General features: G+C 38.8%; 21 protein-coding genes. All 21 read left to right on the top strand.

Translation table 11 applies throughout. The annotated features are described in order from the left end of the window. Nucleotides 1-58: 58 nt before the first annotated feature. The 21 genes from M3175_RS05250 to M3175_RS05150 all read left to right on the top strand — a co-directional run bounded on the left by M3175_RS05250 (nt 59) and on the right by M3175_RS05150 (nt 23,314). Nucleotides 59-784, top strand: a complete 726-nt coding sequence (locus M3175_RS05250) for a GntR family transcriptional regulator (protein ID WP_251515624.1) — start codon at nt 59-61, stop codon at nt 782-784. Nucleotides 785-873: 89 nt separating this feature from the next. Continuing rightward, the gene (locus tag M3175_RS05245; RefSeq protein WP_251515622.1) at nt 874-1,986 is read left to right on the top strand and encodes a BMP family lipoprotein; all 1,113 of its coding nucleotides are present in this window, start codon (nt 874-876) and stop codon (nt 1,984-1,986) included. A gap of 250 nt (nt 1,987-2,236) precedes the next feature. Continuing rightward, nucleotides 2,237-3,772 carry an ABC transporter ATP-binding protein gene (locus M3175_RS05240; RefSeq protein ID WP_251515621.1) on the top strand — a complete coding sequence of 512 codons (1,536 nt, stop codon included), beginning with the start codon at nt 2,237-2,239 and terminating at the stop codon, nt 3,770-3,772. Continuing rightward, nucleotides 3,765-4,811 carry an ABC transporter permease gene (locus M3175_RS05235; RefSeq protein ID WP_251515619.1) on the top strand — a complete coding sequence of 349 codons (1,047 nt, stop codon included), beginning with the start codon at nt 3,765-3,767 and terminating at the stop codon, nt 4,809-4,811. The genes M3175_RS05240 and M3175_RS05235 overlap by 8 nt, the downstream gene beginning before the upstream one ends. Then, complete coding sequence (locus M3175_RS05230; RefSeq protein WP_251515617.1) at nt 4,812-5,771, top strand: ABC transporter permease; 960 nt, start codon at nt 4,812-4,814, stop codon at nt 5,769-5,771. Between the two features lie 144 nt (nt 5,772-5,915). Then, entirely contained in the window at nt 5,916-7,001 is a 1,086-nt protein-coding gene (locus M3175_RS05225) for a GGDEF domain-containing protein (protein WP_251515615.1), read from the top strand. Between the two features lie 156 nt (nt 7,002-7,157). Beyond that, entirely contained in the window at nt 7,158-8,435 is a 1,278-nt protein-coding gene (gene yfmF, locus M3175_RS05220) for an EF-P 5-aminopentanol modification-associated protein YfmF (protein WP_251515613.1), read from the top strand. Beyond that, complete coding sequence (gene yfmH / locus M3175_RS05215; protein ID WP_251515611.1) at nt 8,435-9,724, top strand: EF-P 5-aminopentanol modification-associated protein YfmH; 1,290 nt, start codon at nt 8,435-8,437, stop codon at nt 9,722-9,724. Before yfmF ends, yfmH begins: the two co-directional genes overlap by 1 nt. A gap of 53 nt (nt 9,725-9,777) precedes the next feature. Continuing rightward, nucleotides 9,778-10,500 (top strand): elongation factor P 5-aminopentanone reductase, encoded by a 723-nt coding sequence (gene ymfI, locus M3175_RS05210; protein WP_251515609.1) that lies wholly within the window; start codon nt 9,778-9,780, stop codon nt 10,498-10,500. An 87-nt stretch (nt 10,501-10,587) separates the two neighbouring features. Beyond that, complete coding sequence (locus tag M3175_RS05205; RefSeq protein WP_251515607.1) at nt 10,588-10,845, top strand: DUF3243 domain-containing protein; 258 nt, start codon at nt 10,588-10,590, stop codon at nt 10,843-10,845. A 199-nt stretch (nt 10,846-11,044) separates the two neighbouring features. After that, entirely contained in the window at nt 11,045-11,833 is a 789-nt protein-coding gene (locus M3175_RS05200; RefSeq protein ID WP_119710531.1) for a DUF3388 domain-containing protein, read from the top strand. A gap of 69 nt (nt 11,834-11,902) precedes the next feature. Next, complete coding sequence (locus tag M3175_RS05195; RefSeq protein WP_251515605.1) at nt 11,903-12,823, top strand: RodZ domain-containing protein; 921 nt, start codon at nt 11,903-11,905, stop codon at nt 12,821-12,823. A gap of 119 nt (nt 12,824-12,942) precedes the next feature. Further along, nucleotides 12,943-13,521, top strand: a complete 579-nt coding sequence (gene pgsA, locus M3175_RS05190; RefSeq protein ID WP_251515603.1) for a CDP-diacylglycerol--glycerol-3-phosphate 3-phosphatidyltransferase — start codon at nt 12,943-12,945, stop codon at nt 13,519-13,521. 23 nt (nt 13,522-13,544) lie between these two features. Then, nucleotides 13,545-14,783, top strand: a complete 1,239-nt coding sequence (locus M3175_RS05185) for a competence/damage-inducible protein A (RefSeq protein ID WP_251515601.1) — start codon at nt 13,545-13,547, stop codon at nt 14,781-14,783. Between the two features lie 270 nt (nt 14,784-15,053). Then, complete coding sequence (recA, locus tag M3175_RS05180; RefSeq protein WP_371321660.1) at nt 15,054-16,103, top strand: recombinase RecA; 1,050 nt, start codon at nt 15,054-15,056, stop codon at nt 16,101-16,103. A gap of 342 nt (nt 16,104-16,445) precedes the next feature. Then, nucleotides 16,446-18,008: a ribonuclease Y gene (gene rny / locus M3175_RS05175; protein WP_119707609.1), complete on the top strand. Its 1,563-nt coding sequence runs from the start codon at nt 16,446-16,448 to the stop codon at nt 18,006-18,008. An 83-nt stretch (nt 18,009-18,091) separates the two neighbouring features. Further along, a complete protein-coding gene (ymdB, locus tag M3175_RS05170; RefSeq protein WP_251515599.1) occupies nt 18,092-18,889 on the top strand; it encodes a 2',3'-cyclic-nucleotide 2'-phosphodiesterase in 798 nt (265 codons plus the stop codon). 230 nt (nt 18,890-19,119) lie between these two features. Continuing rightward, nucleotides 19,120-19,380: a stage V sporulation protein SpoVS gene (gene spoVS / locus M3175_RS05165; RefSeq protein ID WP_029281188.1), complete on the top strand. Its 261-nt coding sequence runs from the start codon at nt 19,120-19,122 to the stop codon at nt 19,378-19,380. A 102-nt stretch (nt 19,381-19,482) separates the two neighbouring features. Further along, a complete protein-coding gene (locus M3175_RS05160; protein WP_251515597.1) occupies nt 19,483-20,409 on the top strand; it encodes a dipeptidase in 927 nt (308 codons plus the stop codon). Between the two features lie 304 nt (nt 20,410-20,713). Continuing rightward, nucleotides 20,714-22,444 (top strand): 2-oxoacid:acceptor oxidoreductase subunit alpha, encoded by a 1,731-nt coding sequence (locus M3175_RS05155; RefSeq protein WP_251515595.1) that lies wholly within the window; start codon nt 20,714-20,716, stop codon nt 22,442-22,444. 3 nt (nt 22,445-22,447) lie between these two features. Beyond that, complete coding sequence (locus M3175_RS05150) at nt 22,448-23,314, top strand: 2-oxoacid:ferredoxin oxidoreductase subunit beta (protein WP_251515593.1); 867 nt, start codon at nt 22,448-22,450, stop codon at nt 23,312-23,314. Nucleotides 23,315-23,459 lie beyond the last annotated feature (145 nt).

Here is a 23,459-nt window from a genome sequence, read left to right as displayed (position 1 = left end):
AGGAATGATTGAACATCAGAGGTCTGATGTCTTTTAGAAATGGTTGGAGGATGCTTGCATGTCTATTAAGTCAGATAACCGACATTTGTATTTACAGGTCATCGATCGGCTAAAAAAGGATATTGAGTCGGGGATATACAAAGAGAAAGAAAAGCTCCCGTCTGAATTTGACCTTGCTAAGCAGCTCGGTGTGAGCAGGGCGACGCTTCGAGAGGCTCTGAGAATTCTTGAAGAGGAAAACGTCATCATTCGCCGTCATGGAGTAGGGACGTTTGTCCATGCAAAGCCTCTATTTACGTCGGGAATTGAACAACTAAATAGTGTAACGAACATGATTGTTCAAGCAGGTATGAAACCAGGTACCATTTTCTTGAGCTCATCAACTCAAGGAGCTACCGAAGAGGATATCCGTCGTTTCTCATGTTCTGTAGATGACGAAATTGTGGTAATGGAGAGAGTTCGAACAGCCAATGGTGAACCTGTTGTTTATTGTATCGACAAAGTTCCCAACAAAATTCTGCCTGAGACCTTTTCACATGGAGAGGAATCCATCTTCAACATACTAGAAGAGGAAGCAAAACGAAATATTACATACGCAGTGGCTCAAATCGAACCGATCGGTTATCATGAAAAAGTTTCTCCCATCTTAGAATGTGACCCTGAAACTGCTTTGCTTGTTTTAAAGCAAATGCATTTTGACGAAATGGATGAACCAATCCTTTTTTCGGTAAACTACTTTAGAGCCGATAAATTTAGTTTTCATGTGCTTAGAAAAAGAATATAATGTTCTTTAAAGAGAATGAAACTAATGTTTCATCGGAATGCTTAGCGTTCTTGCTAAATCCAACAAAAATTCATAGGGGGTTTCAAACCATGAAAAAGCGTAAATTCGGTTTAGCTCTATCATTGGTTCTTGCTGCTGGAACAATTTTAGGTGCATGTGGAAAAGCAGAAGAAGAAAACAATGCAGCTGAAGGTGGCAACACAGAAACAACAGAAGACGCATTCACAGTTGCAATGGTTACTGACGTAGGTGGAGTGGATGACAAGTCATTCAACCAATCTGCATGGGAAGGTCTTCAAGCATATGGTAAAGAAGTGGGCCTTGAAAAAGGTAAAAATGGTTTTGACTACCTGCAATCACAATCGGATGCTGATTATTCTACAAATTTAAACACTCTTGCTCGTCAAGATTTTGATCTAGTATTTGGTATTGGTTTCCTTATGGAAGGTGCAATTAAAGAAATCGCTGCACAACAAAAAGAAAGCAACTTTGCAATCGTTGATGCTCTTGTTGAAGAGCCAAATGTTGTAAGCATTATGTTTAAAGAGCAAGAAGCAGCTTTCTTAGCTGGTGTAGCTGCTGCAAAAGCAACTACTTCTAATAAAATCGGCTTCCTTGGCGGAATGGAAATTCCTGTTATCGAACGTTTCGAAACTGGATTTAAAGCTGGTGTTGCAGCTGTAAACCCGGATATCACAGTTGACGTACAATATGCTGGTGCATTTGACAAAGCGGAAGTTGGTCAAACAATCGCTTCTAGCATGTATTCTAAAGGTATTGACGTAATCTTCCATGCAGCTGGTGGAACTGGTAATGGTCTTTTCAAAGAAGCTCGTGACCTAAAGAAGAAAGAACCTGAAAGACAAGTTTGGGCAATCGGTGTTGACTCTGATCAAACAGCTGAGGGTGTAGTAGAAATCGATGGCAAAGAGCATAACGTAATCATTACTTCTGCACTTAAGCGTGTTGACAACGCTGTTAAAGACCTTTCTTTAAAAGCTAAAGGTGGAGACTTCCCTGGTGGAGAAACAATTACTTACGGACTTGCTGAAGATGGTGTTGGTCTAGCTCCAATTAACGAAGAAGTAGCAGCTAAAGCTGACATTGAAACAGCAGTTGCTGAATTCTCTGAGAAAATTAAGAACGGTGATCTAGTGATCCCATCTACTTTAGAAGAGTTAAAATCTTTCTCTGTAAAATAACGTTTGGACAAAGGAATAAGAGGATCTTTCCTACCTCTTATTCCTTTTTTAAGGAAAAAAGTAGAAATGGAACTGAAGGGTAGAAATGCTTCTACGTTTCATTTGCATTTTTATTACTAGGGGAATTCACCCAAAAATAATAGGTCATACTACTGCTTGGGATACCAAGTTTTTTAAAAATTGCTAAAGGTCTGACCTCTTACTTTTACGAATAATTTGCTTAAACTATGAGCAAGGAGTGAGAAAAGAAATGGAATATGTTATTGAAATGCTAGGTATCCGTAAAGAATTTCCTGGAATCGTCGCAAATGATAATATTACTTTGCAACTAAAGCAAGGGGAAATTCATGCATTGCTTGGTGAAAACGGTGCAGGAAAATCAACATTAATGAATGTGCTGTTTGGTCTATATCAGCCAGAACAAGGGGAGATACGTGTTCGAGGCAAAGCGGTAAAAATTACGAACCCTAATATTGCTAATGATTTAGGAATTGGAATGGTCCATCAGCATTTTATGTTAGTAGACAAGTTTACGGTAACAGAAAACATTATACTTGGTAAGGAAACAAAAACAGGTTTAAAAATCGATTTAAAAAAGGCTGAGCAAGAAGTAAGAGAAATCTCCGAGCGCTATGGGCTAGCGGTTGATCCTCAAGCAAAAATTGCTGATATTTCAGTAGGAATGCAACAAAGAGTAGAAATATTGAAAACGCTCTATAGAGGTGCCGAAATCTTGATTTTTGATGAGCCAACAGCTGTATTGACTCCACAGGAAATCAAAGAGCTTATTCAAATTATGAAAACGCTTATTAAAGAGGGCAAGTCAATCATTCTAATTACTCATAAGCTTAAAGAAATCATGGAAGTGTGTGACCGTTGTACCGTAATCCGGAAAGGTGTTGGGATTGGAACAGTAAATGTAAGTGAAACAAATCCAAATGAACTTGCAAGCTTGATGGTTGGACGTGAAGTTACCTTTAAAACAGAGAAGGCAGATGCAAAGCCTGCTCAAAGTGTTCTAGAGATAAATGGATTGGTAGTGAAAGATTCAAGGGGATTAACAGCAGTAAATAACCTGAATCTTGATGTGAAGGCAGGAGAAATCCTTGGTATCGCAGGTGTTGATGGAAATGGTCAAACCGAGTTAATTGAAGCGATTTCTGGGTTGCGTAAATCAGAAAGTGGTTCAATCCAGTTGAATGGGAAAGAGATTCGAAATCTTTCACCTCGAAAAATAACGGAGGCTGGAACAGGACATATTCCGCAGGACCGTCACAAGCACGGACTTGTTTTAGATTTTCCTATTGGGGAAAACATGGTGCTGCAAACATACTATAAATCACCATTTTCAAAAGCTGGTGTTTTAAACTTTAAACAAATCTATCAAAAAGCTAAATCACTTATTCAAGAGTTCGATGTTCGTACACCAAGTGAATTTACTCTTGCGAGAGCTTTATCTGGGGGTAACCAACAAAAGGCGATCATTGGGCGTGAAGTGGATCGGAATCCGGACTTGCTCATCGCAGCTCAGCCAACACGTGGACTTGACGTTGGGGCCATTGAGTTTATTCATAAGCGACTAATTGAACAGCGAGACAATGGAAAAGCCGTATTATTGCTATCCTTTGAACTTGATGAAATTCTTAATGTTAGTGACCGAATTGCGGTTATTTACGAAGGGGAAATCGTTGCTATTGTAAATCCAAAGGAAACAACGGAACAGGAACTTGGATTACTAATGGCTGGTTCAAAACAGAAGGAAGTAGGTGAACAAACAAATGTCTAATCGTGTGAAAAATATTATTGTTCCTATCATGGCCGTCATATTAGGGATGTTAGTAGGAACCATTATTATGGTTGTGACAGGCTACGATGCAGTAGCTGCCTTTACAGCCCTTTGGAACGGTGCATTTGGAGAGATTTATTATACTGGAGAAGTAATCCGCCAGGTTACTCCGCTAATTTTAGCTGGGTTATCCGTCGCATTTGCCTTCCGTACAGGTCTTTTCAATATTGGAGTTGAAGGACAGTTAATTGTTGGTTGGTTGGCAGCTGTTTGGGTTGGAGTAGCGTTTGACCTTCCTCCTGTTATTCATACACTCGTTGCAGTAATTGCTGCAGGAGTTGCAGGTGCGCTATGGGCATTTATACCAGGCCTTTTAAAAGCAAAATTCCGTGTACACGAAGTAATCGTAACGATCATGTTAAATTATACGGCACTTCATGTGACAAACTATATTATCCGTACGGTTCTATCTGAAAAAAGTGATCGTACGGAAATGATTAAGGGCACAGCAACTTTACGTTCTTCTTTTTTAGAAGGATTAACCGACTATTCACGTTTGCATTGGGGAATCGTAATTGCATTAATCGGTGTATTTATTATGTGGTTCCTACTTGAAAAGACAACTCGTGGATACGAATTACGTTCAGTTGGTTTCAACCAGCATGCTTCTCACTATGCTGGTATGAATGTGGATAAAAATATTATTCTTTCTATGGTTATCTCAGGTGCTTTTGCTGGACTAGCCGGAGCTATGGAAGGTCTAGGAACATTTGGTTATGCATCCATTAAAGGCGGTTTTACGGGAGTAGGATTCGATGGAATTGCTGTTGCTCTTCTTGGTGGAAATGGACCTATCGGTGTTATTCTAGCAGCATTGCTTTTCGGAGCATTAAAAGTTGGAGCTTTAAATATGCCACTTGAGGCGGGAGTTCCAAATGAGCTTGTAGATATTATTATTGCTTTAATCGTTTTCTTTGTTGCAGCAAGTTACATGATTCGTCTGTTTATTGATCGTATTAGTAAAAAGGGGGTGAAGTAAGTGGGATTCATGGATATTTTATATATCGTTGTACCTTCTACTTTACTTTGGGCAGCTCCACTTATTTTCACTGCGTTAGGTGGTAACTTTTCAGAGCGTTCAGGGATCGTTAACATTGGACTAGAAGGTTTAATGGTAATCGGTGCATTTACAGCTATCGTATTTAATCTTGCGTTTGACCAGACACTGGGTAACTTAACTCCTTGGATTTCGTTATTAGTGGCAATGGTTGTTGGTGCTCTATTATCTGTTTTACATGCCGTTGCCTCAATCACATTCCGAGCGGACCAGACCGTTTCTGGGGTGGCAATTAACCTTTTAGCAGTTGGTGCAGCACTTTTCCTTGTAAAGCTTTTTTACGGAAAAGGTCAAACTGATATTATCCAAAAGGGCTTTAGTAAAATAGATATTCCTGTCTTAAGTGATATCCCTGTTTTAGGAAAACTATTCTTTTCCAATACGTACTACACCTCATTCGTGGCGATTATCGTAGCGTTTATTGCATGGTTTGTGATGTTTAAAACACCGTTTGGACTTCGTCTTCGCGCTGTAGGTGAGCATCCAATGGCAGCAGATACTATGGGGATTAACGTGACAAGAATGAGATATATTGGAGTAATCATCTCCGGAGCACTCGGAGGAATTGGTGGAGGAGTATATGCTCAGTCCATTTCATCTGATTTCAGTCACGCGACGATTTCCGGGCAAGGTTTCATGGCACTTGCCGCATTAATATTTGGTAAGTGGCATCCGCTTGGAGCAATGGGCGCAGCGTTATTCTTTGGATTCGCACAAAGCTTAAGTATCATTGGCTCAAGCTTACCATTATTAGAAAATATCCCGAATGTATACTTGCTTATCGCTCCTTACATCTTAACTATCCTAGCATTAACAGGATTCATCGGAAGAGCAGAAGGACCAAAAGCACTCGGAACACCTTATATCAAAGGGAATAGATAAATCTCCGTTTCTTACGGAGATTTTTTTTGTCTACGATAGTCTACTAACTTTTGTTAAATTTTCGAACATTTGTATAATTTTAATGTTCAGTCTACAAGAATATGGTAAAATAGGGGTAATCCATTCGATAGAAGAGGTTTGATTATGAGGTTGTCATTATACTTAGACGATTATGAGACGGAAAAGGTTTTTTCTTACTTACGTTGGATTTTTTTAGTTGTAGCTGTAGTATTATTTTATTCGCCTTTTTTTTCAGAACTATTAGAGCTTGAACATCGTACATTCCCTATATTGCTTACCATTTCTATTACATACATGTTTTGTACCCAAATAGCATTTTTGAAACTTGATCCGCAGAATCCATATTTTCAACTATTAACAAAAGCCGGTATTATCTTTGACTACATAGCTGTAATTTGGCTTCTAGCATTGTCTGGTGGTGTAACGAGTCCGTTATTTCCAATTTTTTATTTAATCATCATGCATGCGACCATCTATTGGCACACAAAAGGAGCATTTGTTTCATCTGCTAGTTCTACCATCGGGTATACGATAATATTGTTAACGGAACAAGATATAACTCCGCTATTTTTGACCATTTTTGCACTTAATGTTGCGTTTATATGGATTGTTGGTTTATTTGGTTCAATGCTAGTTTTACGTGAAAGGAAACACTTGAAACAAAAGGAAATTTATTATGAGCTTATGATTACTGATTACTTAACGGGTTTATATAATCATCGTAGTTTCCAGGAAGAAATGAAAAACCAGAAAAAAGAGAAGGATCCATTTATATTATTGATGTCAGATATTGATCATTTTAAGAGAATCAATGACCGGTACGGTCATATAGCTGGAGACGAAGTCCTAGCAGAAATTGGAAAACTTTTCAAAAAATGTTCGAATCAAGCTGGTGGAGAGGCCTTCCGTTATGGTGGAGAGGAGTTTGCTATTATTCTACCAAATCTTAGTGATCATGAGTTGAATAGGTTTTTTACAGATATCTATGGAAAGATGAATGTATTAACATTTAATAGCTGTATGAGCAAGGTAACTATGAGCTTTGGTGTCGCATATTCTGAGCATCACCGTGAGGATGAAGATTTACTAGCAGTTGCAGATTGCCTTTTGTATGAAGCGAAGAAAAAAGGGAAGAACCAAGCGATATTTGATACGGGATTTGTCTACAGAAACACCTATCCACCTCGCCAAATTTCTTCACTAATTTAAACCTCCAAGTACTGGAGGTTTTTTTTGTATATGTTTTCCTTCAATACCAAAAGTTGATAACAGTTTGTCCAAAAGGGTATAGTATATCTAAATACATTGCGTATCACAAGATGGGAAAGCTATTTACGAGCACATGATGTAAAGGAGGATGGAAATATGGCAGTGGTTTCCGAAACGATTAAAGAAATGAGCGGTATTAAGCTACATATGGTGAAAACAGATAAATTTAAGACAAATACCATTATTTTTAAAATGAAGGCACCTTTACAAAAAGAGAACGTAACGAAACGTGCATTGCTACCTAATGTACTTCAGAGTAATTCGAAAAAATTTCCTACTACAGGACAGCTTCGAGGGTATTTAGATGAATTGTATGGAGCGACTTTTTATATTGATTTGGGAAAAAAAGGTGAATATCATACAATCAGTTTTGCAATGGAAGTAGCCAATGAGCGCTTCCTTTCTGATCCAACTCCACTTTTAAAAACGGCAATTGATTTTCTAGTGGAAGTTTTAACGAATCCAAATGTGGCTGACGGTGAATTTCATAACGAAACTTTGGAGAAGGAAAAACGCAGCTTAAAGCAAAGAATTCAATCCATCTATGATGATAAAATGAAGTATTCAAACAATAGGTTAATTGAAGAAATGTGTAAGGAAGAACCCTACTCGCTGCATGTTCACGGAAAAGAATCTGAAGTGGATTCCATTAGCGGTAAAGATCTTTATGCTTATTACAAAAAAGCATTAGCTGAAGATGAACTCAGTTTATATATTATCGGTGATATAGAAGAACAAGAAGTAGAACAAATGGTAAATGACAAATTCACCTTTTCATCAAGAGCTTCCCAAGCTGTGGAGAAAAAACAGCCAGTGCAGATAGAGGAAAAAGTCATCAAGGAAGAACAAGATGTTAAACAAGGAAAACTAAATATTGGGTACCGAACAAATGTAGCATATGGAGATCCAGATTACTTTGCTCTTCAAGTATTTAATGGTGTGTACGGTGGGTTTTCACATTCCAAATTATTTATTAATGTCCGTGAGAAAGCGAGTCTTGCTTATTATGCTGCTAGTCGGGTGGAGAGTCATAAAGGGTTACTGATGGTCATGTCGGGAATTGATAGTAGCAACTTTGAAAAAGCAGTTTCAATCATTAAAGAACAAATGCAAGCCATGAAAAATGGAGACTTTTCAGATGATGATTTGATTCAAACGAAGGCAGTGATAAGAAATCAACTACTTGAAACACTCGATACAGCACGGGGAATTGTTGAAATTCTTTATCATAATGTCGTGGCAGGACAACAAATTCAGCTAGACGAATGGTTACAGAGAATCGAGACTGTGACGAAGGAAGAGGTCGTAAAGGTTGCTAATAAAATTCAACTTGATACGATTTATTTCTTAACGGGAAAGGGGGCGACGAAGTAATGGAAAAGATCTCATTTGATCAGCTTCAAGAGGAACTATACCACGAGAAGTTAGAAAATGGTTTAGAGGTATACATTCTTCCGAAAAAAGGATTTAACAAAACCTATGCAACTTTTACCACCAAATATGGATCCATTGATAACCATTTTGTCCCTGCGGGGAAGAAAGAGCTTGTAAAGGTTCCGGATGGGATTGCCCATTTTTTAGAACACAAGCTTTTTGAAAAAGAAGATGGCGATGTGTTTCAGCAATTTAGTCGTCAAGGAGCATCAGCGAATGCCTTTACATCTTTTACAAGAACTGCCTATCTTTTTTCTAGTACGTCAGACGTGGAGAAAAACCTAGAAACTTTAATCGATTTTGTACAGTATCCTTATTTCTCTGAAAAAACGGTTGAAAAAGAAAAAGGGATTATTGGTCAAGAAATAGATATGTATGATGATAATCCAGACTGGCGCTTATATTTTGGAGCGATTCAAAACCTATTCGAGAACCACCCAGTGAAGATTGATATCGCAGGGACAAAAGAATCAATAGCCGAAATTACAAAGGATATGTTGTATGAGTGCTATCATACTTTCTATCACCCAAGCAATATGCTGTTGTTTATCGTTGGTCCTGTTCAGGTTGAGGAAATCATGAAGCAAATTAAAGAAAACCAGGCGAAAAAGACCTTCCCTACACAAGTAGAAATTGAGCGGAAGTTTGAAAGCGAAAAGGAAGATGTATCCGAAAAGAAATTAGTCCTGCCTATGAATGTACATTCTTCTAAATGTTTAGTTAGTATAAAAGCTACTGACACAGAAAAACAAGGCGAGGAAATGCTTAAACAGGAACTAACAACCAATGTGTTACTGGAATTACTGTTTGGAAGAAGTAGTGAAAATTATGATAAGCTTTACAGTAGTGGACTTATTGATGAATCCTTCTCATTTGATTATACGCAAGAGAAGGGGTTTGGGTTTGCAATGATTGGCGGGGACACGAATAATCCAGATCAACTAGCCACTGAAATAAAAAGAATGTTAGAAGAAGAAAAAAGCTCAAGTAAGATTACAGTAGAGAGTTTAGAACGGACGAAGAAGAAAAAGATTGGTGCGTTTCTCCGTGCGGTTAATTCACCAGAGTATATTGCTAATCAATTTACTCGATATGCATTTAACGATATGAATTTATTTGACGTTGTACCTGTATTAGAAGCAATTAAAATTGAGGATATACACAACGTAGCGGATAACTTAATTTCCGAAAATCGAATGGCTATTTGCCAAGTAGTGCCAAAAAGCTAATTAAAGTGAGGCGTCGTTTATCGGCGCCTTTTTGTTGAAGTGAGGGGAAGCTAGTGAAAAAATATGCGTTAATTACTGGAGCAAGCGGGGGGATTGGCACTGCCATAGCTAAGAGGCTTGCAAAGGATGGGTTTTCTTTATACTTACATTATCATAAGAATATAGAGGGAATGGAACGTTTACTCCAAGAAATTTCTATTTTTGAGAATGAATATATTCCAATTCAAGCGGACTTGACTAAAAAAAATGGGATTGAAAAGCTTTGTGAAAATATCTTTACTTTACATGCGGTCATACATAATTGTGGTCAAAGTCATTATGGGTTACTGGTTGATTTGAAGGATGACGACCTTGAGAAAATCATGAATCTTCAAGTTACGGCACCGATTTTATTGACAAAACGTCTGCTTCCGAAGCTAATGTCTCACCGTAATGGACAAATTGTCGTTATTTCTTCCATCTGGGGGCAGACCGGTGCTGCCTGTGAAGTAGCCTATTCTGCTGCAAAGGGTGCTCAAATCGCGTTTGTAAAAGCGTTAAGTAAAGAAGTTGCATTAAGTGGGATCACCGTTAACGCGGTCGCGCCTGGTGCCATTCAAACACCGATGTTAGAAAATTTCACTGCTGACGACTTGCAGATGCTTAAGGATGAAATTCCAATTGGAAGATTAGGTTCAGGTGAGGATGTGGCTGACTCTGTTTCCTTTCTTCTCTCTTCTGGTTCTAGGTATATCACAGGCCATACACTTGCGGTTAATGGTGGATGGTATACATAATTCACGAAACGTTCATGTTATCAATATGAATAATTCCCTCCTTTTCAAAGCAAAATAAGTTCGTAGTAAAAAAAAGGAGGTTATACAATGTCTGTACTTGATAATTGGGAGCAGTGGAAAGACTTTTTAGGTGATCGCCTGCATCATGCTCAGAATGAAGGAATGAACAAGCAAGTAATTGGAGATCTTGCTTTCCAAATCGGAGACTATTTAGCAAAGCAAGTAGATCCGAAAAATGAACAAGAGCGCATTTTATCTGACCTTTGGTCTGTTGCTACAACAGAAGAACAGCATGCAATTGCTAATATGATGGTGAAGCTTGTTCAAAATGACGGTTCTCGCTAAAGACTGCTTAAATAGGTAAATCAAAAAGAGAGGCAAACATCCTCTCTTTTTTTCATATCAAACAAATATTTCTCCAAATTACGACTTGTTCTTGTTTTTCCTTTCATCTTAATAGAAAATCATATATGATAGAAGATGATTAATTTGCACCAAAAATGGTCAAATATGGCGCTTCCCTCGGAGGTATTCTATGGAAAAGATGAATAAAACAGAATGGTACTTGGAGTATGAAATTCAAAAAAATCGTCCTGGATTGCTAGGGGATATTTCTTCATTATTAGGGATGCTCTCCATTAATATTGTAACCATTAATGGGGTGGATGAAGGAAGACGCGGATTGCTCATTCTAGCACAGGATTATGAACAAATTGAGCGACTCGAATCTATTTTAAAAACAATGGATACGATTAAGATAATCAAGCTTAGAGAACCAAAGCTAAGGGACCGGTTAGCTGTGAGGCACGGTAGATACATACAGAGAGATGCTGATGACAAAAAGACCTTTCGATTTGTTCGCGACGAACTGGGGCTATTAGTAGATTTTATGGCAGAGTTATTTAAGCAAGAAGGTCATAAACTCATTGGAATCCGTGGAATGCCGCGTGTTGGAAAAACCGAGTCAATTGTCGCTTCAAGTGTATGTGCGAACAAAAGATGGCTGTTTGTTTCCTCTACGCTCTTAAAGCAAACCATTCGGAATCAACTCATTGAGGATGAATATAACGAGAACAATCTATTCATTATTGATGGCATCGTTTCTACAAGAAGAGCAAACGAACGACATTGGCAATTAGTTCGAGAAATTATGCGACTACCAGCTGTGAAAGTGGTAGAGCATCCGGATGTATTTGTTCAAAATACAGAGTACACACTCGATGATTTTGATTATATTATTGAGCTTAGAAATGATCCAGAAGAGGAAATTAAGTATGATATTGTAAGAAATACGATGTTTTCAGATTCTGATTTTGGGGGATTTGATTTTTAAAAAGACGTTTTCGTTTATACATAAAAAACTTGCGAAAACGCCTTTAATAGCATTGGAAGGTGTTAGAAGTTGACGGAACTAAGTAACAAACTAAGAGAAGCTCGGCTTTCACTCGGCTTGAGCTTGGATGATTTACAAACAACAACTAAAATTCAAAAACGTTATTTACAAGCATTAGAAGAGGGTAATTATAGTATTATTCCTGGTCCGTTTTATGTTCGAGCTTTTATTAAGCAATATGCAGAAGCAGTCCAGCTCGATCCAGAAGAGCTATTTGCTGAGTATAAGTCTGATATCCCATCTACGCATGGCGATGACTTTCCAGAGAAGCTATCAAGGGTGCAAACTAGGAAGGATGTTGCACCTGGCAGTTCGAAGATATTTGCGATTCTTCCAAGGTTGCTGATTGGTGTTTTTGTTATCGGTGCAGTGGCTCTAGCCTACTTTTTAGTAGTAAATATTAAAGAAAATGGTGAATCGGCAGAAGAACCAGCAACATCTGATAGCGAACAAATTCAGTATAAAGACAATTTATCAGAGAAGGAAGCCGATGAGGAAAAAGAATCGGGAGCTTCTGAGGATAAAGACAATCCAACATCTGGTGCCAATGGAGTAACTGAGGAAGAAACGACGGAAGAAGAAACCACACCTACACAAGAAGTTACGGTTGTTGAATCAAAAGGGAAAGAAACTGTATATGAAGTGAAGAATGCAGAAAAATTTGAAGTAAAGCTTGTATCTACCGGTGAAACCTGGGTGAATATGCTAAATGGAAAAGGTCATTCCTTTTGGCAAGGCATCTTAAAAACAGGTGCGGAGGATAATAAAGTAATTGATTATTCAAAAGAGCAAGATGCTGTTCTGGTGATCGGGAATTCTACAGCCACTGAAATATATGTGAATGATCAAAAGCTAGAGTATGCTACACCACCGGTTGATCAAGTTAGACAGGATATCACAATTCGTTATGTACCAACAGTGAGCGAATAGTCATCGTATGGTGACTATTTTTTCGCTTTCTTATCTATTTTGTTGTATGCTTGTTTTATTGAAAGAAGAAAGTAATCATAAGGAATTTGCTTTATAGGTTAAAATGGAGGGTCTTTAATATGAATTTGCCTAATAAAATTACAGTCTCACGAATTTTATTAATTCCACTATTTTTAGTAATTGTATATGATCCTTTTTATTGGGGAAATATGCAGTTCATTGGAGCGGAGCTTCCGGTAGCTCACTTTGTCGCCGCTCTAATCTTTATTTTTGCTTCTGCTACCGATTGGGTTGATGGATATTATGCTAGAAAGTATAATCTTGTAACGAATCTTGGAAAGTTCCTTGATCCGTTAGCAGACAAGTTGCTCGTGTCAGCAGCATTAATTGTTTTAGTTGAATTTGGACTTGCGGCTTCTTGGTTAGTTATCATCATTATTTGCCGAGAGTTTGCTGTAACGGGCCTTAGAGCCATCCTAGCTGGAGGTGGAGAGGTAGTTGCTGCAAATATGCTGGGGAAAATTAAGACTTGGACACAAATCGTTGCCATTTCCGCGTTGTTATTACATAACACCATTTTCGAACTAGCTTCAATTCCATTTGCTGACATTGCTTTATGGGTTGCTACGTTCTTCACGATTTGGTCTGGTTGGGATTACTTTGCGAAAAATAAGCAAGTATTTATTAATTCTAAATAAACAGAGGCTAGGTGATTGTTTTCATGAATGCTGAAATCATTGCAGTTGGCTCAGAGCTATTGCTTGGCCAAATTGTTAATACAAACGCTCGTTTCATTTCCAAACAACTAGCTAGCATTGGAACAAATGTGTTTTATCATACGGTGGTTGGTGATAATCCGACTCGTTTACAGCAAGCGATTGCTGTTGCAGAGGAACGATCTAACTTAATTATTTTTACAGGTGGATTGGGACCGACAAAGGATGATTTGACAAAAGAAACAATTGCCAAACACCTTGGTAAGGAGCTCGAGTTTGATCAAGCTGCTCTTGACTCTATCTCTCAATACTTTGTACGTACAAACCGTGTAATGACCGAGAATAATAAGAAGCAAGCATTGGTCCTTTCTGATTCGACTGTTTTGCCAAATGATAATGGGATGGCCCCTGGAATGCTTTTAACTACTGATACACACCGTTATATGCTTTTACCTGGGCCACCGAAAGAAATGGAGCCAATGTTTCTAAATTATGCACTACCACTATTACAAAAGGAGCCAGACATGTCTGAGACAATTGTTTCTCGAGTGTTGCGTTTCTTTGGAATAGGTGAGGCTGCATTAGAAACAAAAATTGAGGATTTGATTGACGCTCAAACGAATCCTACGATTGCACCCCTAGCTAGCGATGGGGAAGTCACATTGCGACTCACTGCTAAGCACCAACAAACCGATGTTGCAAATGAGCTTATTAATGAAACGGAAGAGAAGATTCGTACACGTGTGGGTGAGTTCTTTTACGGATATGATGAAACCTCGTTAATGAATGAGTTATTTTCACTCCTTCAAAAGAACGATTTAACAATCGCCTGTGCGGAGAGTTTAACCGGAGGGATGTTTCAGCAGGAGTTGACAGCTATTCCAGGTTCGAGTGCAGTATTAAAAGGCGGAGTCGTCTGCTATACGAACGAGGTAAAGGAAAAGGTACTTGGTGTTAAAAAGGAAACGCTCGAGAACTATGGAGCAGTTAGTGAAGAGTGTGCCAGGGAATTAGCAGAAAATGTCGCTTCCTTACTTAACACTGATATTGGAATTAGCTTTACTGGAGTGGCAGGACCTGGTGCTGTTGAGGGGAAACCGGTAGGAACGGTGTATATGGGAATTTACAAAAAAGGATCTCCAGTAAAAGTTGAGAAATTTGTCTTTGCTGGTACAAGAGAAGGAAATCGAGTGAGAAGCGTAAAGTATGGCTGTTTCTCACTAATCAATAGCTTGAAAGATTGACAGAGCAAATGATATGCTCTGTTTTTTTTCTTTACCAAATTTAGAATTTGATTTAAAATGAGATTTTTCAGCTATGAACATAAGAAAAAAACAATCTTGCTAAGAAGAAAATAGAATTATACAACTATATTTGGTAGCGAAAAAAATCGAATGAATGTTCGATTTTTTGCTCGACAAACAGAAATAAAACGAGTATAGTAAAGATAGTGAAAATGAACATGCAACGAATAATAGATAGATATATTCGTTTTAAATAAGGAGGAAATAGTAGTGGCAAATGATCGTCAAGCAGCCCTTGAAATGGCATTAAAACAAATAGAAAAGCAATTTGGTAAAGGCTCTATCATGAAGTTAGGAGAACAAACAGATCGTCAAATTTCTACTTCGAAAAGTGGATCACTAGCACTTGATACAGCATTAGGAATAGGTGGCTATCCAAAGGGCCGTATCATTGAAATCTATGGTCCTGAAAGCTCGGGTAAAACAACGGTTGCCCTCCATGCAATTGCTGAGGTACAAGCTGCAGGTGGACAAGCAGCATTTATTGATGCTGAGCATGCACTTGACCCTGATTATGCACAGAAGCTTGGTGTGAATATCGATGAATTGTTATTATCACAGCCTGACACTGGTGAACAAGCTCTTGAAATTGCTGAAGCATTGGTGCGAAGTGGAGCAGTTGATATTTTAGTCATCGACTCAGTAGCTGCCCTTGTTCCAAAGGCAGAGATCGAAGGGGAAATGGGAGACTCTCACGTTGGTCTACAAGCTCGTCTCATGTCACAAGCTCTTCGAAAGCTTTCTGGAGCGATCAACAAGTCTAAAACAATTGCTATCTTTATTAACCAGATTCGTGAAAAGGTCGGAGTTATGTTTGGTAACCCTGAGACAACTCCTGGTGGACGTGCGCTTAAATTCTACTCATCTGTTCGTTTAGAAGTTCGCCGTGCAGAAACGTTAAAGCAAGGCAATGATATGGTAGGTAACAAAACGAAAATTAAAGTTGTTAAGAATAAAGTAGCTCCTCCATTCCGTACGGCTGAAGTAGATATTATGTACGGAGAAGGGATTTCGAAAGAAGGAGAAGCTCTTGATATGGGGTCAGAACTTGATATCGTACAAAAGAGTGGATCTTGGTATTCTTATAATGATGAGCGTCTCGGTCAAGGTCGTGAGAATGCGAAGTTGTTCTTGAAGGAAAATAAAGATTTATTAGTTGAAATCCAAAATAAGATCCGTGAACACTATGGTTTAGACGGAGTGAAGACTCTTCCGGAAGACCATGAAGAAGATCAAGAAGAATTTGATTTAGTAGATTAATACAGATTTTACAGCAGACTATTTGGTCTGCTTTTTTATATAGCATTAGTTCACAATGATGGGTACGAAAATTGAAAAGTGAACTCGATATATGAAAGCTTTAACAACAGTGGGTTTGACAAAGTTCACCATTATCTCCCAATATAAACGAAATATTACAACCATGCCGGACAAACCCTTGACAATAAAAATTCACACATTTACAATTAATATGTATATTTTATGTTTTTTAATGATGAATGAAGACGTGTAAAAGCCTTTGTGCTGTATATTGACAAAACAATGTACATGCCGACATTTTAGAAAACGTAACACAAGTTAATAGCAAGAGGAGGTGAAATGATGGATCTTTTTACAATGATCATCTCCATTTTGCTTGCTTTACCCGTCGGTGCAGTTGTTGGCTATTTTGTTCGTAAATCTTTTTCTGAAGCAAAAATTGCTGGAGCTAGAGGTGCTGCAGAGCAAATTCTAGAAGATGCAAAACGTGAAGCAGAAGCTTTAAAAAAGGAGTCGCTGCTTGAAGCAAAGGATGAGATTCATAAGCTTCGTACAGAAGCAGAACGTGAAGTTCGTGATCGAAGAAGCGAACTGCAAAAGCAGGAAAATCGCTTACTTCAAAAAGAGGAAAATCTTGATCGAAAAGACGAATCGTTAGACAAACGTGAAGCACTTTTAGAGAAGAGGGACGATTCTCTTAACAAAAAACAACAGCATATTGAAGAGATGGAAAGCAAAGTGGACGAGATCGTAAAAATGCAACAGGCAGAGCTTGAACGCATCTCGGGCTTAACTCGTGATGAGGCGAAATCCATCATTTTAGAGCGTATGGAACAGGAGTTATCCCATGACATCGCTTTAATGATAAAAGAGAGTGAAAATAGAGCAAAAGAGGAAGCAGACAAAAAAGCAAAAGAAATTTTGTCGTTAGCTATTCAACGTTGTGCGGCTGATCACGTAGCAGAAACGACCGTTTCGGTAGTCACTCTTCCAAATGATGAGATGAAAGGTCGAATCATTGGTCGTGAAGGACGAAACATCCGTACACTTGAGACTCTTACTGGAATTGATCTCATTATTGATGATACTCCAGAAGCAGTTATTTTATCTGGGTTTGATCCGATTCGAAGAGAAACAGCCCGCTTAGCGCTTGAAAAATTAGTTCAAGATGGTCGTATCCATCCTGCTCGAATCGAAGAAATGGTTGATAAGGCACGCCGTGAAGTGGATGAACATATTCGTGAAATTGGTGAGCAAACAACTTTTGAGGTTGGAGTACATGGACTGCACCCAGATTTAATTAAGATTCTCGGCCGATTGAAATTCCGTACTAGCTATGGTCAAAATGTGTTGAAGCACTCTACTGAAGTTTCCCAATTGGCTGGATTGCTAGCTGCAGAACTGGGAGAAGATGAAACTCTCGCTCGTCGTGCAGGTTTGCTACACGATATTGGTAAGGCAATTGACCATGAAGTGGAAGGAAGTCACGTGGAAATTGGTGTCGAACTTGCTACTAAATACAAGGAGCATCCGGTTGTTATTAACTCGATTGCTTCTCACCATGGCGATTCCGAGCCTACATCCGTTATTGCTGTTCTTGTTGCAGCGGCAGATGCGCTATCCGCAGCAAGACCTGGTGCAAGACGTGAGACGCTTGAAAACTATATCCGACGCTTAGAAAAGCTTGAGGAAATTTCAGAATCGTATGATGGAGTGGAAAAATCATTTGCTATCCAGGCTGGACGTGAAGTTCGTATCCTAGTGAAGCCAGAGCAAATTGACGATTTAGAGGCTCATCGTTTAGCTCGTGATATTCGTAAGAAAATCGAAGAGGAACTTGATTACCCAGGCCATATTAAGGTAACGGTAATTAGGGAAACGAGAGCAGTTGAATACGCAAAATAGAGCGGTGCTTTTGCACCGCTTTTATTTTGTCCCAATACATATGATACAATGGAAAGAAATTACGAAAAAGAAGGGTTTAATTAATGAATATATTATTTGTTGGAGACGTCGTTGGTTCACCAGGAAGGGATATGGTGAAGGAGTACGTCCCAAGACTAAAAGAAAAATATCGTCCGCACATTACCATAATAAATGGTGAAAATGCTGCAGGTGGAAAAGGGATAACGGAAAAAATCTATCGAGGCTTTTTAGAGGTTGGTGCGCAAGCCGTTACGTTAGGAAACCACACATGGGATAACCGTGATATTTTTGATTTCATTGATGAGGCGAAATACATGGTTCGTCCTGCAAACTTCCCTGAAGATAACCCTGGTAAAGGAATTGTGTATTTAAAAATGAATCAAGATGAAATAGCAATCATTAGTCTACAAGGTCGTACCTTTATGCAACCGAATGATTGTCCGTTCCGAAAAGCGGATGAACTAATCGAAGAGGCTAGCAAACGAACACCGATTATCTTTGTTGATTTCCATGCTGAGGCAACTAGTGAGAAGCTTGCAATGGGGTGGTATTTAGATGGAAGAGTAACTGCAGTGGTTGGTACACATACACATGTACAAACGGCTGATAATCGAGTGTTGCCGCAAGGAACAGCCTATATTTCGGATGTTGGAATGACAGGTCCTTATGATGGAATATTGGGAATGGACAGAGAAATCGTCATTAGAAGATTCCTATCCAACTTACCAGCACGATTTGAAGTTCCAGATACAGATAAAACACAGCTTGGTGCCGTACATATTGAACTGGATAAAAAGACGGGAAAAGCCAAAAAAATTGATCGCATTTTGATTAATGACGATCATCCATTTTACTCTTAGACGTTTGAAAGAGAAACATATAGCTAAAACACCTGTAAAATAGACGCAGGTGTTTTTTTGTTTTCTTATTACCGCTTGAAATTGCACATACACTTTTCTTTTAATCTTACTTTTTTGTCCAAGCCGGAATATGTTAAAGCTTTTGCGAATATAGTAGCAATGGAATCATATATACCTGAGTTGTTCAATAACAAGAACATCAGGGGGGATTAAACAAGGAGGAGCTAGGAATGGAAATATTAAAAGTTTCAGCAAAATCTAATCCCAATTCTGTAGCTGGTGCGCTCGCAGGAGTTCTGCGCGAAAGAGGTGCTGCGGAAATTCAGGCCATAGGTGCGGGTGCATTAAATCAAGCGGTAAAGGCAGTAGCCATTGCACGAGGATTTGTAGCACCTAGCGGAGTCGATTTGATTTGTATCCCAGCTTTCACAGACATATTAATTGATGGGGAAGAGCGTACGGCAATCAAATTAATCATTGAGCCAAGATGAGGGAGTATCTTTGTTCCTGTTTGCATTCTTATTGCAAACAGGTTCTTTTTTTGTCAGTATGAGTCTATGCTTAAATAAAGGACTTAGGAAGGGATACGAACCATGAAAATTTTTGATGCACATTGTGATGTATTATACAAAATGTTTATGAATCCGAAGCTTACAAGTTTTTTAGATCCAAAGGAGCTTCAGGTTACGCTCGCGGGCATGAAGACAAGTGGTGTAAAAGTACAATGCTTTGCCGTCTACGTACCAGAGAATATTCACCCTGATCTTTCCTTCCATGCTGCTTTGCATATGATAGACCTTTTCTATGAAAAAATTCTCAAACCATATAAAGAAATGAAGCTCATTATGAGTAAAAGTGATTTAGATAATCTTACAGACGGTGAATTCGGAGCGATTCTTACATTGGAGGGATGTGATTGTATCGGTTCGGACTTACTGAAGCTAAAAACTCTGCTTCGTCTCGGAGTTACTTCAGTTGGTTTAACTTGGAATTTTGCTAATGCAGTCGCTGATGGCGCACTTGAAGAAAGGGGCGCGGGTCTATCTAGATTCGGAAAAAGGGTCGTATCAACTCTTAACAAAGAAAAGGTATGGTGTGATGTATCACATCTATCGGAGAGAGGGTTTTGGGATGTGCTGGAGATAGCAGATTATCCTTTTGCTTCACACTCCAATGCGTATTCCCTATGTCCGCATCCAAGAAACTTACGGGATGAACAGATTTTAGCATTAATAGAAAGAGAAACAGTCATGGGATTAACTTTTGTAACTCAGTTCCTGTCCGGGAAAACGACAGCGACGATTACTGATGTACTGCGTCATCTTGACTTTATTTGCTCTCTTGGAGGAGAGGATTTTGTTGGATTTGGATCTGATTTTGATGGAACTGAACATTGTGTAACAGGGCTTGAACATGTAAAAAATTATAGCAATCTTGTAAATGAACTAGAAAAATATTATTCCAGTATACAGGTCGAGAAGTTTTTGTACAGTAATATGGCGAAAAGATTTCCGAAATAAAGAGGAAGGAATAAAGCGTTTTCATTTCAATTTAGACCGAGTGGGTTAAAAAAAGACAGATAAAACTATTATTTTCGCAAAAATAAAAAAATATTCATATTTTCGCCATTATTTGGGCGTAAAGGGTTGCTTTTTTTTTCACATAGGTCTAGAATTGAAAGCGTTTAGTACCCTTCCATTTCTCACATTTTCACTCTATGAAAACTAGAGTCAAAATCTTCGTGTTACAATTGGAAAAGTGCTACACTATTTTTAAAGTAAACGTTTTTACATATTTCTTAACGTATCCAAAGGGGTGTAAGACATGATCAATCAACTTTCTTGGAAAGTTGGCGGGCAGCAAGGGGAAGGGATTGAAAGTACTGGGGAAATTTTCTCTATTGCTTTGAATCGATTAGGTTACTATTTATATGGGTACCGCCACTTTTCATCTCGTATTAAAGGTGGACACACTAATAACAAAATCCGTGTAAGCACGTCACAGGTTCGCTCTATTTCAGACGACTTAGACATCCTAGTGGCATTTGATCAGGAAACGCTTGACCTAAATTACAAAGAACTTCATGACAATGGTGTGATGATTGCAGATGCGAAGTTTAATCCTGTAAAACCAACGGATACAAATGCAACTTTGTATGCGGTTCCATTTACAGATATTGCAACTGAATTAGGGACATCATTAATGAAAAACATGGTGGCAGTTGGAGCTACTTGTGCAGTACTAGATTTAGATATTAACGTTTTTGAGACTGTAGTTCAAGAGATTTTTGGACGTAAAGGACAGTCTGTGGTTGATAAGAACATGGAAGCAATTAAAGCTGGTTACACAGCAATGAAGGAACAAATTCAAGACTCCGCTATCATGCAATTAGAGAAAGCAGATGGAAAACAACGTTTGTTCATGATTGGTAACGATGCGATTGCATTAGGTGCATTAGCAGGCGGATGCCGATTTATGGCAGCATATCCAATTACTCCTGCTTCTGAAATCATGGAGTATTTAATTAAAAAACTACCGGCTCTTGGTGGAACAGTTATTCAAACTGAAGATGAAATTGCTGCATGTACGATGGCAATCGGTGCAAACTATGCAGGTGTTCGTGCGATCACGGCATCAGCTGGTCCTGGATTATCGTTGAAGATGGAAGCAATTGGTCTTTCTGGAATTACCGAAACACCAATTGTTATTGTTGATACACAGCGTGGTGGTCCATCTACTGGTCTACCAACAAAGCAAGAACAATCCGATTTAATGTCCATGATCTATGGTACTCACGGTGAAATTCCAAAGATCGTAATGGCTCCAAGTACGGTACAAGAAGCGTTCTACGATACAGCTGAGGCATTTAACCTGGCAGAAGAGTATCAAGTACCTGTTATCGTTTTATCCGACCTTCAACTTTCTTTAGGAAAGCAAACGGTTGAGCCTTTAGACTTTAGTAAGGTAGAAATTCGACGCGGAAAACTTGTAACTGAACTACCAGAATCAGATTCAAAAGATTATTTTAAGCGTTATGAAGTGACTGAAGATGGTATCTCTCCTCGTGTTATTCCTGGGGTAAAGGGTGGAATTCACCACGTGACAGGTGTAGAACATGATGAAACAGGTAAACCGTCAGAATCAGCATTAAACCGTAATGCACAAATGGATAAGCGTTTCCGTAAAGTTGAGAACATCAGATTTAATACGCCAATTCACGTTCAAGCTCCACATGAAGATGCGGATGTACTAGTTGTTGGTTTTAACTCAACTAGAGGAGCGATTGAAGAAGCTATGACACGCCTTGAGAAGGATGGAGTGAAAGTGAATCATGCGCATGTACGTTTGATTCATCCGTTCCCTACTGACGAAATGCTTCCACTAGTCAAAGCAGCTAAAAAGGTTGTTGTTGTTGAAAACAACGCAACTGGACAGTTAGCAAACATTCTGAAGATGAATGTAGGACATGCTGAGAAAGTAGTAAAGCATTTAAAGTATGACGGAAATCCATTCCTACCACATGAAATCCATTCAAAGATCAAGGAGTTGTTCTAAATTATGGCGACGTTTAAAGATTTTCGAAACAACGTGAAGCCTAACTGGTGTCCAGGCTGCGGTGATTTCTCTGTTCAAGCGGCAATTCAGCGTGCTGCTGCGAATGTAGGGTTAGAGCCAGACAACTTAGCGGTTATTTCTGGTATCGGTTGCTCAGGACGTATTTCAGGATATATTAACTCTTACGGATTCCATTCCATTCACGGACGTTCTTTACCGATTGCACAAGGGGTAAAAATGGCGAATCGTGATTTGACCGTTATTGCATCTGGGGGAGATGGAGATGGTTTCGCAATCGGAATGGGTCATACGATTCACTCTATCCGCCGAAACATTGATATCACATACATTGTAATGGATAACCAAATTTACGGCTTAACAAAGGGGCAAACATCGCCAAGATCGGCAGCGGGCTTTAAAACAAAGTCTACACCACAGGGATCGATTGAACAGCCGATTTCTCCAATGGAAATGGCGTTAACTGCTGGTGCTACATTTGTGGCACAAAGCTTCTCTACAGACTTAAAAGATTTAACAGCGATTATTGAAGCTGGTATTAAGCATAAAGGATTCTCTTTAATCAACGTGTTCAGTCCATGTGTGACATACAATAAAATCAACACATACGACTGGTTTAAAGAAAACCTAACTAAGCTAGCTGATGTAGAAGGTTATGATTCATCTAACCGTGAAATGGCGATGCAAACTCTGATGAAGCATAACGGATTAGTAACAGGTTTGATTTATCAAGATACAGAGCGTAAATCTTACCAAGAACTAATTAACGGATACTCTGAAACACCGTTATCTCAGCATGATCTTCAATTAGATGAGGCACATTTTAATAAATTAGTTTCCGAGTTTATGTAAGTTGGAATGAACAAGAAACCCCGAGAACATCTCGGGGTTTCTCTATGTGGAATATTTCAGGTGATTTGTGATAACTCTCACATTCAATGAACGGGATAAGGGGTAAAATTATTTGCTGTAATGAATGAAACCGCTAACGATTGGT

It is taken from the genome of Robertmurraya korlensis (genome assembly GCF_023715225.1).
Taxonomy (GTDB): domain Bacteria; phylum Bacillota; class Bacilli; order Bacillales; family Cytobacillaceae; genus Robertmurraya_A.
This window is presented reverse-complemented; position numbering and strand designations above follow the sequence as displayed.

What these genes read in the sequence shown, in the direction of transcription:
- rny (WP_119707609.1), top strand. Translation starts at nt 16,446, where the DNA reads ATGGATCTTTTTACAATGATCATCTCCATTTTGCTTGCTTTACCCGTC.
- M3175_RS05155 (WP_251515595.1), top strand. Translation starts at nt 20,714, where the DNA reads ATGATCAATCAACTTTCTTGGAAAGTTGGCGGGCAGCAAGGGGAAGGG.
- M3175_RS05235 (WP_251515619.1), top strand. Translation starts at nt 3,765, where the DNA reads ATGTCTAATCGTGTGAAAAATATTATTGTTCCTATCATGGCCGTCATA.
- M3175_RS05250 (WP_251515624.1), top strand. Translation starts at nt 59, where the DNA reads ATGTCTATTAAGTCAGATAACCGACATTTGTATTTACAGGTCATCGAT.
- yfmF (WP_251515613.1), top strand. Translation starts at nt 7,158, where the DNA reads ATGGCAGTGGTTTCCGAAACGATTAAAGAAATGAGCGGTATTAAGCTA.
- ymdB (WP_251515599.1), top strand. Translation starts at nt 18,092, where the DNA reads ATGAATATATTATTTGTTGGAGACGTCGTTGGTTCACCAGGAAGGGAT.
- M3175_RS05225 (WP_251515615.1), top strand. Translation starts at nt 5,916, where the DNA reads ATGAGGTTGTCATTATACTTAGACGATTATGAGACGGAAAAGGTTTTT.
- M3175_RS05185 (WP_251515601.1), top strand. Translation starts at nt 13,545, where the DNA reads ATGAATGCTGAAATCATTGCAGTTGGCTCAGAGCTATTGCTTGGCCAA.
- M3175_RS05200 (WP_119710531.1), top strand. Translation starts at nt 11,045, where the DNA reads ATGAATAAAACAGAATGGTACTTGGAGTATGAAATTCAAAAAAATCGT.
- M3175_RS05245 (WP_251515622.1), top strand. Translation starts at nt 874, where the DNA reads ATGAAAAAGCGTAAATTCGGTTTAGCTCTATCATTGGTTCTTGCTGCT.
- M3175_RS05160 (WP_251515597.1), top strand. Translation starts at nt 19,483, where the DNA reads ATGAAAATTTTTGATGCACATTGTGATGTATTATACAAAATGTTTATG.
- pgsA (WP_251515603.1), top strand. Translation starts at nt 12,943, where the DNA reads ATGAATTTGCCTAATAAAATTACAGTCTCACGAATTTTATTAATTCCA.
- yfmH (WP_251515611.1), top strand. Translation starts at nt 8,435, where the DNA reads ATGGAAAAGATCTCATTTGATCAGCTTCAAGAGGAACTATACCACGAG.
- M3175_RS05205 (WP_251515607.1), top strand. Translation starts at nt 10,588, where the DNA reads ATGTCTGTACTTGATAATTGGGAGCAGTGGAAAGACTTTTTAGGTGAT.
- spoVS (WP_029281188.1), top strand. Translation starts at nt 19,120, where the DNA reads ATGGAAATATTAAAAGTTTCAGCAAAATCTAATCCCAATTCTGTAGCT.
- M3175_RS05240 (WP_251515621.1), top strand. Translation starts at nt 2,237, where the DNA reads ATGGAATATGTTATTGAAATGCTAGGTATCCGTAAAGAATTTCCTGGA.
- M3175_RS05150 (WP_251515593.1), top strand. Translation starts at nt 22,448, where the DNA reads ATGGCGACGTTTAAAGATTTTCGAAACAACGTGAAGCCTAACTGGTGT.